The 15,088-nt window shown below is 72.8% G+C and carries 14 protein-coding genes; 10 read left to right on the forward strand and 4 right to left on the reverse strand.

Annotation, left to right across the window (positions count from 1 at the left end):
- Positions 1-378: 378 nt before the first annotated feature.
- A complete protein-coding gene (locus ACFZP7_RS11410; RefSeq protein WP_385634343.1) occupies positions 379-885 on the forward strand; it encodes a hypothetical protein in 507 nt (168 codons plus the stop codon).
- A gap of 81 nt (positions 886-966) precedes the next feature.
- Here ACFZP7_RS11410 and ACFZP7_RS11415 read toward each other — a convergent pair whose 3' ends face one another.
- The gene (locus ACFZP7_RS11415) at positions 967-1,623 is read right to left on the reverse strand and encodes a pirin family protein (protein WP_385638417.1); all 657 of its coding nucleotides are present in this window, start codon (positions 1,621-1,623) and stop codon (positions 967-969) included.
- A gap of 106 nt (positions 1,624-1,729) precedes the next feature.
- Here ACFZP7_RS11415 and fasR point away from each other — a divergent pair, with 106 nt between their 5' ends.
- From fasR to fabF, 5 genes are all read left to right on the forward strand, one after another.
- Positions 1,730-2,935 carry a fatty acid biosynthesis transcriptional regulator FasR gene (gene fasR, locus ACFZP7_RS11420; RefSeq protein ID WP_019326289.1) on the forward strand — a complete coding sequence of 402 codons (1,206 nt, stop codon included), beginning with the start codon at positions 1,730-1,732 and terminating at the stop codon, positions 2,933-2,935.
- An 89-nt stretch (positions 2,936-3,024) separates the two neighbouring features.
- On the forward strand, positions 3,025-3,954 hold the full coding sequence (locus ACFZP7_RS11425) for an ACP S-malonyltransferase (RefSeq protein ID WP_019326290.1): 930 nt from the start codon (positions 3,025-3,027) through the stop codon (positions 3,952-3,954).
- A gap of 16 nt (positions 3,955-3,970) precedes the next feature.
- Entirely contained in the window at positions 3,971-5,002 is a 1,032-nt protein-coding gene (locus ACFZP7_RS11430; RefSeq protein WP_019326291.1) for a ketoacyl-ACP synthase III, read from the forward strand.
- A gap of 79 nt (positions 5,003-5,081) precedes the next feature.
- Positions 5,082-5,330, forward strand: a complete 249-nt coding sequence (locus ACFZP7_RS11435) for an acyl carrier protein (protein ID WP_019326292.1) — start codon at positions 5,082-5,084, stop codon at positions 5,328-5,330.
- An 87-nt stretch (positions 5,331-5,417) separates the two neighbouring features.
- Positions 5,418-6,698: a beta-ketoacyl-ACP synthase II gene (fabF, locus tag ACFZP7_RS11440; RefSeq protein WP_019326293.1), complete on the forward strand. Its 1,281-nt coding sequence runs from the start codon at positions 5,418-5,420 to the stop codon at positions 6,696-6,698.
- A gap of 79 nt (positions 6,699-6,777) precedes the next feature.
- Here fabF and ACFZP7_RS11445 read toward each other — a convergent pair whose 3' ends face one another.
- On the reverse strand, positions 6,778-7,272 hold the full coding sequence (locus ACFZP7_RS11445) for a DUF3145 domain-containing protein (RefSeq protein WP_029393517.1): 495 nt from the start codon (positions 7,270-7,272) through the stop codon (positions 6,778-6,780).
- A 264-nt stretch (positions 7,273-7,536) separates the two neighbouring features.
- Here ACFZP7_RS11445 and ACFZP7_RS11450 point away from each other — a divergent pair, with 264 nt between their 5' ends.
- Entirely contained in the window at positions 7,537-8,466 is a 930-nt protein-coding gene (locus ACFZP7_RS11450; protein ID WP_385634344.1) for an SGNH/GDSL hydrolase family protein, read from the forward strand.
- Positions 8,467-8,505: 39 nt separating this feature from the next.
- Positions 8,506-9,483: an aldose epimerase family protein gene (locus ACFZP7_RS11455; RefSeq protein WP_385634345.1), complete on the forward strand. Its 978-nt coding sequence runs from the start codon at positions 8,506-8,508 to the stop codon at positions 9,481-9,483.
- A gap of 229 nt (positions 9,484-9,712) precedes the next feature.
- On the opposite strand, the gene ACFZP7_RS11460 is transcribed toward ACFZP7_RS11455, so the two are convergent.
- Entirely contained in the window at positions 9,713-12,169 is a 2,457-nt protein-coding gene (locus ACFZP7_RS11460) for a glycoside hydrolase family 3 protein (RefSeq protein ID WP_385634346.1), read from the reverse strand.
- 102 nt (positions 12,170-12,271) lie between these two features.
- Between ACFZP7_RS11460 and ACFZP7_RS11465 the strand changes: the two genes are divergently transcribed.
- Both ACFZP7_RS11465 and ACFZP7_RS11470 read left to right on the forward strand, forming a co-directional pair.
- Positions 12,272-12,853 (forward strand): TetR/AcrR family transcriptional regulator, encoded by a 582-nt coding sequence (locus ACFZP7_RS11465; protein ID WP_019326298.1) that lies wholly within the window; start codon positions 12,272-12,274, stop codon positions 12,851-12,853.
- A gap of 76 nt (positions 12,854-12,929) precedes the next feature.
- Positions 12,930-14,225, forward strand: a complete 1,296-nt coding sequence (locus ACFZP7_RS11470; protein WP_385634347.1) for a pyroglutamyl peptidase — start codon at positions 12,930-12,932, stop codon at positions 14,223-14,225.
- Here ACFZP7_RS11470 and ACFZP7_RS11475 read toward each other — a convergent pair.
- Positions 14,179-15,021 (reverse strand): EI24 domain-containing protein, encoded by an 843-nt coding sequence (locus ACFZP7_RS11475; protein WP_029393519.1) that lies wholly within the window; start codon positions 15,019-15,021, stop codon positions 14,179-14,181. The genes ACFZP7_RS11470 and ACFZP7_RS11475 overlap by 47 nt on opposite strands.
- Positions 15,022-15,088 lie beyond the last annotated feature (67 nt).

Genomic DNA, 15,088 nt, shown 5'->3' on the forward strand with positions numbered 1-15,088 from the left:
CGCAAAGGAACGAACGTTCTCGGGCGTTGCCGCCCGCCCCGCCTCCGGGTGCCGCCAATACTGAGAGGCGCGTTTCCGGACAACCCCCGTCTGTCGTCCACGCCGACCGGGACAGCACCTCCCAGCAGGTGACACACAGGATCCACTGGGGATCTTCACCCCTTCTCCATGATCACGTTTCAGCCGAGCACGGTTCGCGATCTTGTGACGTGGCCATGCCGCATGCCTAGGGTGACCCGTCGCGCAGGCCGGAGATCCCTCTCCTCCGGTGCGCGGTCCCAGAACGGCCGTGGGCCGCCGCAGGGGCGGAGAGGGGTGGCGTCGTACCTTCCGTCTCCTTCTCGGGGCGCCTTCGTCCGTCTCCGTCCTCGACGAAGGATGCTCCAGCTCGCGCGGAACGCGCTGGAGGGGACGCCCGAGCAGCTGCGCCTGGTGGCGAATCGCGACTACTGGACCGGCACTCCCCTGTCAGTGGCATTCCAAAAGGACTCTGTGAGCGATTACGACTACCCCCATGCCTCGGAGGAGGTACTGGCGGAACGAAGCAGCATCGCTGACCGCGTATGTGAGGAACTCCGCATGGCCGGCCTTCCAGCCCATCGCTGGAAACCCGACGTGGACGGTGCGATCGGTGCAGAGGTCGCCGTTGATCCCGGGGAAGGTTCCGTAGGAGGCATCTTCGTGACGTGGACAGCCGACTTCGGACCGGCTCTCGCCGAAAGCCTGCTGAGCGGAGATTTCCAGGCACCGGTGATCCGACAGAACGGAGCCGTTGCTCAGCACATGCAGGAGGCCATCATCGGCATCCTCAGAGCCGCAGGGCTGGACGCCGCCCCCAGCGGAGACGACATGAATCCGCTGGCGGTACGCGTCGCTTCGACGTAGCGGAGAAGCCGGACGGACACACCTACGGAAGCGCGGTGCACGGAGTGGGCCGCCGGTCCTGATCCTCCGTCACCAGCGGCGTCACCGCCCCGCCATCTCCCACACCAGCACCTCGGCCCGCGTCACCGCCACCGCGTCCAGCGCGTCGGCGTCCGTGACGCGGGCCGCGTCGCCCGCGTCGAGCTGCTCGGCGTCCAGGCGTACGGAACCCCGCACCACGTGGACGTAGAGGTACGCCCCGTCCGGTACCGCCGTCCGCTCCCCCGCGGCCAGGCGGCGCACGTGGAGCATCGCGCCGGCCTCCGGGACGGCGTACGGGGTGGAGTCGGCGATGCCGCGGACGATCTCGTAGGCGGGGTCGCCGCCGGGGTCGAGCAGGGCCAGCCACATCTGGACGAAGGTGAGGGGCACGGCGGCGTCGTTGCGCTCGACGTGGCGGACGCCGGCCGCCGCGCTGAGGCGTTGCACGTCCCCGGCGCGCACGACCGTCTCGTGGCCCGCGGTGTCGCGGTGGGTCAGCTCGCCCTCCACCACCCATGTGACGATCTCGGTGTGGCTGTGCGGGTGCTCGTCGAAGCCGGCGCCGGGGGCCAGGCGCTCCTCGTTGCAGGCGATCAGGGCGCCGAAGCGCAGGTTGTCGGGGTCGTAGTGGGGGCCGAAGGAGAACGCGTGCCGCGTCTCGATCCCGGCCGCCGGGTCGCCGCCCTGGTAGCGCTCGTCGGCGCGCCGTACGTCCATCACGCCGTCCACCGTAGTCCCGGCGTGCCGCGGGCCCGAGGGAGGCCGAGGCGCCGAGACGGCCCCGGCGACACGCGGGCCCGTCCGGATGAGGCAGTCTTGTCCCGTGCCCGAACCCGAAACCAGCAAGCCAGAACCCGCGGCGCGCGCCGTCCATCCGCACACCGCGACCCTGAAGCGGCTGGAGCAGTCCTCCGGATCGCTCGCCGCCCAGGCCATCGCGCGCATGGACGAGACGCTGCCGTGGTACCGGGCCATGCCGCCGGAGAACCGTTCCTGGATCGGGCTGGTGGCCCAAGCCGGCATCGCCGCCTTCACCGAGTGGTTCCGGCGCCCCGACGCCCCGCAGGCCATCTCCACCGACGTGTTCGGCACCGCGCCGCGCGAGCTGACCCGGGCGATCACCCTGCGGCAGACCGTCGAGATGGTGCGGACCACCATCGAGGTGATGGAGTCCGCCATCGACGAGGTCGCCGCGCCCGGCGACGAGTCGGTGCTGCGCGAGGCACTGCTCGTCTACGCCCGGGAGATCGCCTTCGCGACCGCCCAGGTGTACGCGCAGGCCGCCGAGGCACGCGGTGCCTGGGACGCGCGGCTGGAGTCCCTGGTCGTGAACGCCGTGCTCAGCGGGGAGGCCGACGAGGGTGCCGTGTCCCGCGCCGCCGCGCTCGGCTGGAACTCGCCCGAGCACGTGTGCGTGGTGCTGGGCACCGCGCCCGACGGGGACTCCGAGCTGACCGTGGAGGCCATCCGGCGGGCGGCCCGGCACGCCAAGCTCCAGGTGCTGACCGGGGTGCTCGGGGACCGCCTGGTGGTGATCGCGGGCGGCAGCGACAACCCGCTGGCCGTGGCCAAGTCGCTGATCGGGCCGTTCGCGCCGGGGCCGGTGGTGGCCGGTCCGGTGGTGCCGGACCTGCTCGCCGCGACGCGGTCCGCGCAGGCCGCCGCGGCCGGCCTCAAGGCCTGCACCGCCTGGCAGGACGCCCCGCGCCCGGTCCTGGCGGACGACCTGCTTCCGGAGCGCGCGATCGCCTCCGACCCGGCGGCCCGTGTACAGCTGGTGGAGGAGATCTACAGACCACTGGAGGAAGCCGGTGCAGCACTGCTCGAGACACTCAGCGTCTATCTCGAACAGGCGAGCAGCCTCGAAGGGGCCGCTCGGATGCTCTTCGTTCACCCGAACACCGTGCGCTACCGGCTCCGACGTGTGACTGACGTCACCGGTTGGTCACCCTCTGATGTACGGTCTGCGTTCACACTGCGGATCGCGCTCATCCTGGGGCGTCTGGCCGACGGAGATCCGCAACTCTAGGCTTTTGTCGGGGGCCTACAAAACCCCCTCGTGTTCTTCGTCCCTGTCCCCACGGGCGGCCACGCCCGTCCTCAAGAGAGAGTGTGAGAGTGCTCGTACTCGTCGCTCCCGGCCAGGGTGCCCAGACGCCCGGCTTCCTGACTGACTGGCTCGCCCTTCCCGGTGCCGCGGACCGCGTCGCCGCGTGGTCCGACGCCATCGGACTCGATCTCGCCCACTACGGCACCAAGGCCGACGCGGACGAGATCCGGGACACGTCCGTCGCCCAGCCGCTGCTGGTCGCCGCCGGAATCCTGTCCGCCTCGGCACTCGGTGCCGTCCCCGGGTTCGCGCCCGGCGCCGTCGCCGGCCACAGCGTCGGCGAGATCACCGCCGCCGCGTTCGCCGGCGTCCTCGACGACACCGCCGCGCTGACCCTGGTACGCAAGCGGGGTCTGGCCATGGCGGAGGCCGCCGCGGTCACCGAGACCGGCATGTCGGCGCTGCTCGGGGGCGACCCCGAGGTGAGCGTGGCGCACCTGGAGAAGCTCGGTCTGACCCCGGCCAACGTGAACGGCGCCGGTCAGATCGTGGCCGCCGGCACCATGGAGCAGCTGGCCGCCCTGGCCGAGGACAAGCCCGAGGGCGTCCGCAAGATCGTGCCGCTGAAGGTGGCCGGCGCCTTCCACACGCACCACATGGCGCCCGCCGTGGACAAGCTCGCCGAGGCCGCGAAGGCGCTCACGCCCGCCGACCCGAAGGTGACGTACGTCTCCAACAAGGACGGGCAGGCCGTCACCTCGGGCACCGAGGTGCTGGAGCGCCTGGTGGGACAGGTCGCCAACCCGGTCCGCTGGGACCGGTGCATGGAGACCTTCCAGGCCCTCGGCGTCACCGCGCTGATCGAGGTGTGCCCCGGCGGCACCCTGACCGGCCTGGCCAAGCGTGCGCTGCCCGGCGTGAAGACGCTGGCCCTGAAGACCCCCGCCGACCTGGACGCGGCCCGAGAGCTCGTCGCCGAGCACGCCCAGCAGGCCTGACAAGGAGCGCGAGAGCATGTCGAAGATCAAGCCCAGCAAGGGCGCCCCGTACGCGCGCATCCTCGGTGTCGGCGGCTACCGCCCCACCCGGGTCGTGCCGAACGAGGTGATCCTCGAGAAGATCGACTCGTCCGACGAGTGGATCCGCTCGCGCTCCGGCATCGAGACCCGGCACTGGGCGGGCCCGGACGAGACCGTCGCCGCGATGTCGATCGAGGCGTCCGGCAAGGCGATCGCGGACGCCGGCATCGACGCCTCGCAGATCGGCGCGGTGGTCGTCTCGACCGTGTCGCACTTCAGCCAGACCCCGGCCGTCGCCACCGAGATCGCCGACAAGCTGGGCACGGACAAGGCCGCCGCCTTCGACATCTCGGCGGGCTGCGCGGGCTTCGGCTACGGTCTGACGCTGGCCAAGGGCATGATCGTCGAGGGTTCGGCGGAGTACGTCCTGGTCATCGGCGTGGAGCGGCTGAGCGACCTGACCGACCTGGAGGACCGGGCCACGGCCTTCCTCTTCGGCGACGGCGCGGGCGCGGTCGTGGTCGGTCCCTCCCAGGAGCCGGCGATCGGCCCGACCGTCTGGGGCTCGGAGGGCGACAAGTCCGAGACGATCAAGCAGACGGTCCCCTGGGACCGCTTCCGGATCGGCGACCTCTCCTCGCTGCCCCTGGACTCCGAGGGCAACGTCAAGTTTCCTGCGATCACGCAGGAGGGCCAGGCGGTGTTCCGCTGGGCCGTGTTCGAGATGGCGAAGGTCGCCCAGCAGGCGCTGGACGCGGCCGGGATCAGCCCGGACGACCTGGACGTCTTCATCCCGCACCAGGCCAATGTGCGGATCATCGACTCGATGGTGAAGACACTCAAGCTGCCGGAGCACGTCATGGTCGCCCGTGACATCCGCACCACCGGCAACACTTCGGCCGCCTCGATCCCGCTCGCGATGGAGCGGCTCCTGGCGACCGGCGAGGCGAAGAGCGGCGACACCGCGCTCGTCATCGGCTTCGGGGCGGGTCTCGTCTACGCCGCGACGGTCGTTACCCTCCCCTAGGCACTCCGTGCCGGATCATGCGGTCCGGAGCGGAACACAAGAGCCACACCCTCTGGAACATCTACGAAGGAGCGCCATCATGGCCGCCACTCAGGAAGAGATCGTCGCCGGTCTCGCCGAGATCGTGAACGAGATCGCCGGCATCCCGGTTGAGGACGTCCAGACGGACAAGTCCTTCACCGACGACCTGGACGTCGACTCGCTGTCCATGGTCGAGGTCGTCGTCGCCGCCGAAGAGCGCTTCGACGTCAAGATCCCGGACGACGACGTCAAGAACCTCAAGACGGTCGGCGACGCGACCGAGTACATCCTCAAGCACCAGAGCTGATCACCCGATCACCCACTCTGGGCTGACTGCCCCGCCACCCGGCGGTGGCGCCGTACGAATCCGTATCCCGTTGGAGAAAGAATTCCCGTGAGCTCGACCAAGCGCACCGTGGTCGTCACCGGTATCGGCGCAACCACACCGCTGGGTGGCGACGCAGCCTCGACCTGGGAGGGCCTGGTCGCCGGCAAGTCCGGCGTCAAGCCCCTGGAGCAGGAGTGGGCCGCCGACCAGGCCGTCCGCATCGCCGCACCGGTTGCCGTGGAGCCCTCCGAGGTCATCCCGCGGCCGCAGGCCCGCCGACTGGACCGCTCGGCGCAGTTCGCCCTGATCGCCGCGCAGGAGGCCTGGAAGGACGCCGGTTTCACCGGCAAGGCCGGCGAGCCCGGTGAGGGCGTCGGCGTCGACCCCGACCGGCTCGGCGCGGTCATCGCGTCCGGCATCGGCGGCGTGACGACCCTGCTCGACCAGTACGACGTGCTCAAGGAGAAGGGCGTCCGCCGCGTCTCCCCGCACACCGTCCCCATGCTGATGCCGAACGGCCCCTCCGCCAACGTGGGTCTGGCCGTGGGCGCCCGCGCGGGCGTGCACACGCCGGTCTCCGCCTGCGCGTCGGGCGCCGAGGCCATCGGCTACGCCATCGAGATGATCCGCACCGGCCGCGCCGACGTCGTCGTCGCGGGTGGCACGGAGGCGGCGATCCACCCGCTGCCCATCGCCGCGTTCGGCAACATGATGGCGATGTCCAAGAACAACGACGACCCGCAGGGCGCCTCGCGTCCCTGGGACACGGGCCGTGACGGCTTCGTCCTCGGCGAGGGCGCCGGCGTACTCGTCCTGGAGTCCGCCGAGCACGCCGCCGCGCGCGGTGCCCGCGTCTACGCGGAGGCGGTCGGTCAGGGCGTCTCCGCCGACAGCCACGACATCGTGCAGCCGGAGCCGGAGGGCCGCGGCATCGCCCACGCCCTGCAGAACCTGCTGGACCGCTCCGACCTGGACCCGGCCGAGATCGTGCACGTCAACGCGCACGCCACCTCGACGCCGGCCGGTGACATCGCCGAGCTGAAGGCGCTGCGCAAGGTCCTGGGCGACGACGTCGACCACATGGCGGTCTCCGGCACCAAGTCGATGACCGGTCACCTCCTCGGCGGCGCGGGCGGCGTCGAGTCGGTCGCGACCGTCCTCGCCCTGTACCACCGGGTGGCGCCGCCGACCATCAACGTCGAGAACCTCGACCCGGAGGCCGAGGCCAACGCCGACATCGTGCGCGGCGAGGCCCGCAAGCTGCCGGTCGAGGGGCGGATCGCCGCGCTGAACGACTCGTTCGGCTTCGGCGGTCACAACGTGGTGCTGGCCTTCCGGACGGTCTGAGTCCGCGGTCGCGCGCGCCTGAGCACGGGAAAGGGCCCCACCGAGCGGTGGGGCCCTTTCCCGTGCCGGTGTACGGCGTTCAGACCACCTGGTGCAGCCAGCGCACCGGGGCGCCCTCGCCCGCGTGGCGGAAGGGTTCGAGTTCGTCGTCCCAGGGCTTGCCGAGGAGCCGCGCGATGTCGGACTCCAGGTCGCTCTCGCCCTGCCGGGAGCGGGTCAGGGCCGCGCGCAGCCGGTCCTCGGGGATCATGATGTCGCCGTGGACGCCGGTGACGGCGTGGAAGATGCCGAGGTCGGGAGTGCAGCTGTAGCGTTCGCCCTCGGCGCCCGCGGACGGCTCCGCGGTGACCTCGAAGCGCAGCAGCTGCCAGCCCCGCAGCGCGGAGGCGAGTTTGGAGGCGGTGCCGGCCTGGCCCTGCCAGGAGAACTCCGAACGCCAGGTGCCGGGCGAGGCGGGCTGCCGGATCCAGTCGAGGCTGACGCGCGTGCCGAGCACCCCGGCGACGGCCCACTCGACGTGCGGGCAGAGCGCGCGCGGCGCGGAGTGCACGTACAGGACTCCACGTGTCGTCACCGGAACCTCCGGGCTGAGCGGGACATCTCGGAACGGGGTGGAACGGCCCGTGACCGGGCGGGTCACGTTGATGGCGAGGCTACCGTGCGCCGGGGCGAGGAGTGTGACGTACCGTCGGTCCCGGTGCCGACAAACCTCCGCCATTCACCCGGCAGGACGCTTGTACGGGTGTGAGACGTTCCATCGCCCCCCTCGGGAACCCTCGCGCGGTGTCATGGGTTGAGCACATGGGTGGCACGAGGCGAGGCGAGGGGTGGGCCGGGCATGGGACTGGGTACGGAGCGCAGGACGCGGCGCGTCCGCCGCCGTCGTTCGCGCACCGCGCTCGTGGTGCGGACCGCCGCCGTCCTGACCGCGGCCGTGGTGGGCGTGACCGGCTGCGACGCGGTGGGCGGCGACTCCCCCGCCCCCTCCGGCTCCGCGTCGAAGCGCACCGAGGCCGCTCCGGTGTGGGACACCAGCCCGGAGTCGGTCGCCGCCGTCGGCGACTCCATCACCCGGGGCTTCGACGCGTGCACGGTCCTGTCGGACTGCCCCGAGGTGTCGTGGGCCACCGGCAGCAGCGCGAAGGTCGACAGCCTCGCCGTACGGCTGCTGGGGCGGGCGGAGGCGGCCGAGCACAGCTGGAACTACGCGGTGACCGGGGCCCGGATGGCCGATCTGACGGGGCAGATGACACGGGCGGCGGCGCGGAAGCCGGAGCTGGTCGCGGTGATGGTCGGGGCGAACGACGCCTGCCGGGCCACGACCTCGGCGATGACGTCGGTGGCCGACTTCCGGGCGCAGTTCCGGGAGGCCATGGGCGCCCTGCGCGAGAAGCTGCCGAAGGCGCAGGTGTACGTGGCGAGCATCCCGGACCTCAAGCGGCTGTGGTCCCAGGGGCGCACCAACCCGCTGGGCAAGCAGGTGTGGAAGCTGGGCATCTGCCCGTCGATGCTCGGCGACGCGGACGCGCTGGACGCGGCGGCGACCCAGCGGCGCAACACGGTGCGGGACCGGGTGGCGGACTACAACGAGGTGCTGCGCGAGGTCTGCGCGAAGGACCGGCGCTGCCGCACCGACGACGGCGCGGTGCACGCGTTCCGCTTCGGCACGGACCAGTTGAGCCGCTGGGACTGGTTCCACCCGAGCGTGGACGGCCAGGCCCGGCTGGCGGAGATCGCCTACCGCGCGGTCACCGCGAAGCGGCCCTGACCCGTTCTGACCTGGGCGGCGTGTCCTAGAGTTCCGCACATGAAGGAACTCTTCGGCACACTTTCCGACGGCACCCCCGTCCACCGCTGGACCCTTGAGCGGGCCGGCGTACGGGTGCGGATCCTGTCGTACGGCGGGATCGTGCAGTCGGCCGAGGTCCCGGACCGGGACGGGAACAGCGCCTGTGTGGTGCTGGGGTTCGACACGCTGGACGGCTATGTGAGGCACCCGGAGCCCTACTTCGGTGCCCTCGTCGGCCGGTACGCCAACCGGATCGCGGGCGGCCGTTTCCCGCTGGACGGGCGGACGTACGCGCTGGCCCGCAACAACGGGCCGAACTCGCTGCACGGGGGCGAGCGCGGCTTCGACAAGCGGGTGTGGGACGTGGAGCCCGTCGCGGACGGTGTCCGGCTGAGCCGGGTCAGCCCGCACGGCGAGGAGGGTTTCCCGGGGCGGGTGGAGTTCTCGGCGACGTACACGCTGGACACGTCCGGGGCGCTGCGGATCGTCTACGAGGCGGTGACCGACGCGCCGACCGTGCTGAACCCGACCAACCACAGCTACTTCAACCTGGGCGGGCCGGGGTCCGGTCACGCGGGCGGGCACGAACTGCGGATCGCCGCGTCGCGGTTCACGCCGGTCGACGGCGACCTGATCCCGGCGGGCGCGCCGGCGGACGTGGCGGACACGCGCTTCGACTTCCGCCGGGCGCGCAAGGTCGGCTCGGGCTACGACCACAACTTCGTCCTGGACAAGGGCGTGACGGACACGGCCGTCGAGGTCGCCGAGCTGTACGACCCGGCGTCGGGGCGGGTGCTGACGGTGGCGACGACCGAGCCGGGGCTGCAGTTGTACACCGCCGACCACCTGGGCGAGCCCTTCGCCCCGGGTGACGGCGTCGCGCTGGAGACGCAGCACTTCCCCGACTCGCCCAACCGCCCGGAGTTCCCGAGCACGGTGCTGCGGCCGGGCGAGGTGTTCCGCTCGGAGACGGTGTACGGCTTCTCGGTGCGGTAGTAGCCGCCGAGGGCGCGGTGGCCACCGCGGGTGCGGTAGCCGCCGAGGGTGCGGTGGCCGTCGCGGCGCGGTGGCCGTCGCGGTGCGGTGGCCGTCGCGGTGCGGTGGCCGTCGCGGTGCGGTGGCCGTCGAGGGCGCGGCCGTCGCGCGGCGGTGCCGAGCCCCGGTCCGGCCGTCAGGTTCCGGACCGGGGCTGTTCGCGGGGGCACGCCGCTCAGGGCGTCCCGCCTCAGACGGTAATCGTCGCCGTGATCCGGCGGTCGGCGATCGAGCGACCGATCCGGAGTTCGTACGAACCCTTCACAAACGCCCACGAGCCGGTCGCCTCGTCCCAGACCTCGAAGGCGCGGCGCGGCAGTTCGACGGTGACCTCGGCGCGCTCGCCGGGCCCGGCCTCCGCGCCGGCGAAGCCGGCCAGCCACCGTACGGGGCGGGAGGCGTCGGGTTCGGCGGGGGCGAGGTAGAGCTGGACGACCTCGCGGCCGGGGCGGTCGCCGGTGTTGCGCAGGCGGACCTTGGCCGTGGTGCCGTCGACCTCGACGGACTCGTAGGTCCAGTCGGTGTAGCCGAGGCCGTGTCCGAAGGGGTAGGCGGGGGTGCGTCCCGCCCGGTCCCAGGCGCGGTAACCGATGAACAGGTCCTCGTCGTAGGGCAGCTCGCCGTTCTCCGGGGTGACGCGGGTGACGGGGGCGTCGGCGAGGGCGCCCCAGGTGGTGGGCAGTCGCCCGCCGGGCTCGTCACGGCCGGTCAGGACGTCCGCGAGGGCCGCACCGCCCTCCTGGCCGGGGAACCAGCTCAGCAGCACGGCGGCGACCTCCTCGCGCCAGGGCAGTTCCACCGGGGAGCCGGAGTTGACGACCACGACGGTGTTCGGGTTGGCGGCGGCGACGGCGCGCACCAGGTCGTCCTGGCGGCCGGGCAGGCGCAGGTCGGTGCGGTCGAAGCCCTCGGACTCGACCCGGTCGGTGGTGGCGACGACGACCACGGCGGTGTCGGCCCCGCGTGCGGCCCGCACCGCCTCGGCGATCATCTCGTCCGGGTCGCGCCGCGGTTCGCCGTGGGCGAGGGCGAAGGTGACGACCTTCATCCCGGCGCCCTCCGGCAGCTCGACCACATAAGTCAGACCGACCTCGACCGGTTCGCCCGCGGTGAGGTCGACCTCGGCGCGCGGCTCGGGTGCGCCGAAGAAGGACAGGAACGGGTCGTCCTTGGCGGGGCGCTGGACGTCGTCGTAGTGCGTGGTGCCGTCGACGGTGAGGGTGAAGGCGCCCACGCCCTTGATGCCGAAGGTGTGCGGGCCGCTCTCGCGCGGGGTGAAGGTGCCGGTCAGCTCGACGGAGTGCAGCCGGTCGTGGGTGACGCCCTCGGGGAGGTCGGAGCCCATCCACTGGATGTGGCCGTTGGGTGCCGAACCGGTGCCGATGACCTGTCCGTCGGCGTCGCGGCAGACGGCGCGCAGCTCGAAGCCCCGGTCGGCGACGGCGAGTTCGGTGTTCGGGTCGGCCCCGACGGCGTAGGTGAGGCTGCCCTCGGGGAGGGCGGCGGTGAGACCGTCGAGCGGGGAGACGACGCGGGCGGGGAAGACGGTGGCGGAGCCGCCGCCGAGGATGCGGGCGTCGCGGGCGGCGGCGCCGATCAGGGCGACGGTGCCGGACCTCAGGGGCAGGGCCGCGCGCTCGTTGCGGACCAGGACGAAGGAGCGGCGGGCGATCTCGCGGGCGAGTGCCGGGCCGTCCACGGTCGCCGGCGGTTCGGTGACGGCCGGTTCGGCGCCGTCGAGGACGCCGACGCGGGCGGCGAGCCGCAGGACGTTGCGCACGGCCGCGTCGACCTCGGCCTCCGCGACCTCGCCCGCCCGCACGGCCCGGGCGAGCGCCTCGCCGTACACCGTCCCGGGTCCGGGCATCGCCACGTCGAGGCCGCCCCGCAGGGCGCCGGTGGTGGAGCGGGCGGCCATCCAGTCGGAGACGTTGAAGCCGTCGAAGCCCCATGCGCCGCGCAGCACTTCCTGGACCAGGTGACGGTGCTCGGTCATGGTCGGGCCGTTGACCGAGTTGTAGGCGGTCATGACGCCCCAGGGGCGGGCGCCCGCCACGATGGCCTCGAAGGGGGCCAGGTACAGCTCGCGCAGGGCCCGTTCGGAGACCAGGTTGTTCACGGTGAAGCGGTCGGTCTCGGCGTCGTTGGCGACGAAGTGCTTGACGGTGGTGGCCACGCCGCCGGACTGGACGCCGGCGACGTAGCCGGTGCCGATCCGTCCGGTGAGGTACGGGTCCTCGCTGTACGCCTCGAAGTGCCGGCCGCCGAGCGGGGAGCGGTGCAGGTTGACCGTGGGGGCGAGCAGGACGTGGACGCCCTTGCGGCGGGCCTCCTGGGCGAGCAGCACGCCGGCGCGGCGGGCGAGGTCCGGGTCCCAGGAGGCGGCCAGGGCCGTCGGGGAGGGCAGGGCGACGGACGGGTCGTCGGCGGTCCAGCGGACGCCGCGCACGCCGATCGGGCCGTCGGACATCACCAGGGACGCCAGGCCGATCTCCGGCAGGGCGGGCAGGGTCCACATGTCCTGTCCGGCCAGCAGCCGGGTCTTGGCGTCCAGTCCGAGTCCGGCGAGCGCCCGCTCGACGGCCGCCTCGCGGGCCGCCGCCCCCGTCTCTTCCGCTGTCCGGGCCGGTGCCTGTGGGTCCGCCATCGCGGGACCTCCTCGTCGAGAGCCGTTGGAGTCTCCATCGTGACCCCACTCCCTGGTGATCGGTAGGTTTCGTTATCGCTGCGTTACATTCCCCCCACTCGGATGACGTACCGTGACGCCATGACGACCAGGGCCAGGAGCCGGGAGCGGCGCGCGGAGATCGTGCGGGCCGCGCTGGACGTGATCGCGGAGCGCGGTTACCGGGGCGCGAGCCTGGCCGCCGTCGCGGAGCGGGTGGGGCTCACCCAGCAGGGGCTGCTGCACCACTTCCCGACCAAGGAGGCGCTGCTCGTCGCGGTGCTGGAGGAGCGCGACCACTGGGACGCGCTGCCGGGCCGCCGGCTGCGGATGGATCTGCTGACCGCCCTGGTCGAGTACAACGCGATGCGCCCGGGGATCATCCAGACCTTCTCGGCGCTGCTCGGTGAGAGCGTGACGGACGGGCACCCGGCACGCGCGTTCTTCACCGAGCGCTACGACCGGGTCCGCGCCTCCATGGCGGACCTGCTGCGCGCCGAGTACGGCGACCGGCTGCCGAGCGGCCTCACCCCCGAGCGGGCGGCACCGCTGATCGTGGCCGTCCTCGACGGGCTCCAGTACCAGTGGCTGCTGGACCCCGAGGCGGTGGACATGCCGGGCGCCTTCCGGGACTTCGCCGTCCTGCTCGGCGAACCCGTGCCGTAGCGCGCGTCCCTTCCGTCACGCGATACTGCCGCCGTCCGGCAGCGCACCCCACGGCGACGGAAGGACCTGGACTCCCTTGACACACATACGCGTTGGCATCGGTGTACTCGGACTGGCCCTGACGGCGGGCCTGGTGGCCCCGGTGACCGCCTCGGCACTCCCCCGGGCGAACGCCGCCCCCGCGCCGACCGCCGAGGAGCGGCGGCTCGACGGGGAGGTGCCCCGGGAGATCCTGCGCCGCTCCGGGTTCTCCGACGTGGCCCCGGCGTTCACCCGGGGGCTCGGCCGGGCCGACTCCTACCGCGAGGCCCACCGCCTGGTCGCGCGGGAGGGCTCGGCGCTGTGGCGGCGGGCGGTGGACCGGGCGCGGGGGCGCGGGCCCGCGCGCGGGGACCTGAGCCGGGACGACGACCGGCCGCTGTACTGGGCCAGGCTCGGGATGACGCGGGAACTGCGCACCTGGGAACCGGGGTTCCGGCTCACGGAGCGGCAGCGGGAGACCCTGCTCGCGGTCCTGGAGCGCACCTCGCGCGGTCAGAGCGACGTCCGCCTGCCCGAGGGCGGAGGGGACAAGGGGCTCCAGCGGGTCCTGCTCACCGGCTTCGACCCCTTCACCCTGGACCGCGACATCAGGATCTCCAACCCGTCCGGTGCCGCCGCGCTGGCGCTGGACGGCACGGTGATCCGGACCGCGGCGGGTCCGGCGCGGGTGGAGACGGTCGTGTTCCCGGTGCGCTGGCGGGACTTCACGCACGGGGCGGTGGAAGAGGCGCTGCGGCCGCACCTGCCGCGGGTGGACCTGTTCACGACGGTGAGCCAGGGGCGGGTCGGCCGGTTCGACGTGGAGCGGACCAACGGGGCCTGGCGGGGCGGCTTCCCGGACAACGAGAACGTCTCCCGCACGGAGACGGTGCCCGTGGCCGGCCCGGGCCCGCAGCCGCAGTGGACGACCACGACACTGCCGTACGAGGCGATCACGGCCGCGGACACCGGGCGCTTCCCGGTGTACGACAACACCAGCGTGACGGAGATCCCGGCGGGCGGCACGGAGGCGGTCGTGCGGCCGGACGGGCCGACGCCCGGCTCGACGGCCCGTGCGGGCGGCGGCGGGGACTACCTCTCCAACGAGATCGCCTACCGGGCGACCCTGCTGCGGGACCGTCTCGGGCTGCGCGGCACGCTGCCGGGCGGGCACGTCCACACACCGGTACTGCGGTTCGGGGAGGGGAACACCGACCCGGCGACGGGGACGGTCACCGACCCCGCGTTCGTGCGCAACCGGCTGGACATCGTCGCGCAGGTGCGGTCGATCGTGGCGGTGGCGGTCAGTGCGTCGGAGCCGGACCGGCGGGACCGGCCGGGCCGGGGCTGACCGTCCGGGCGGTCGAGCCGCCGTCGGGACGGCCCTCGTCGCCGTCCCGGATCTCCTCGCCCAGCAGGTCGCGGGCGAGGAGGGTGGCGCCGGCGACCGCGCCCGGCATCAGGAAGACCGCGACGAAGGGCACCAGGAAGGACACGGCCAGCGGGGTGCCGTAGCCCCACACCAGGGTCTTGCGGGAGCGCAGCAGGGCGAGCCGGTCGCGCAGTTCGACACCCCGGCGCTGGAGGGCGACGGAGGTCAGTTCCTCGGTGAGGAAGAAGCCGGTGACGAAGAAGCCGACCACCGGCACGACCGTCTGGCCGACGAACGGTATGAAGCCGAGGGCGAAGAGCAGGACGCCCCACAGGGCGGCGCGCACCAGGACGCGCAGGCTGTCGCGGCCCGAGATCCACAGCTCGCGCATGAGCGGCAGGTCGGACTCCGGTGCGGTGCCGTCCGGGGAGACGTCGCGGTCGACGCGCTCGGAGAGGTTCTCGTAGAAGGGCTGGCCGATCAGCAGGGTGACCGCGGTGAAGGTGAGGACGGCCAGGAGCAGCGCGAGGGCGAAGAGGACGGCCGTGAGGAAGCCGCGGAAGAGCCCGAGCCAGGGGCTCGACCAGTCGTCGGCGAAGGGGGTCGCCCAGGCGACGAAGTCCGTGCCCCACAGCGCGAGCGACACCAGCGCCGCCAGGTACAGGACGAGGGTGATCAGGCCCGGGACGAGCCCGAAGCCGTAGCTCTTGCCGTGCCGGGCCACCCAGCGCTGGCCCTTCAGGAGATGACCGAATCCCGCCCCAAGATCGCGCATGGGCGGAACTCTACCGGCCGCGCGCTGACCGCCGAACGCGGCGGAGGCCGCACCCGGCGTCTGCGGG

Origin of the sequence: Streptomyces sp. SudanB5_2050, assembly GCF_964272335.1 — a bacterium.
In the GTDB taxonomy this organism is placed as follows: Bacteria; Actinomycetota; Actinomycetes; order Streptomycetales; family Streptomycetaceae; genus Streptomyces; species Streptomyces rochei.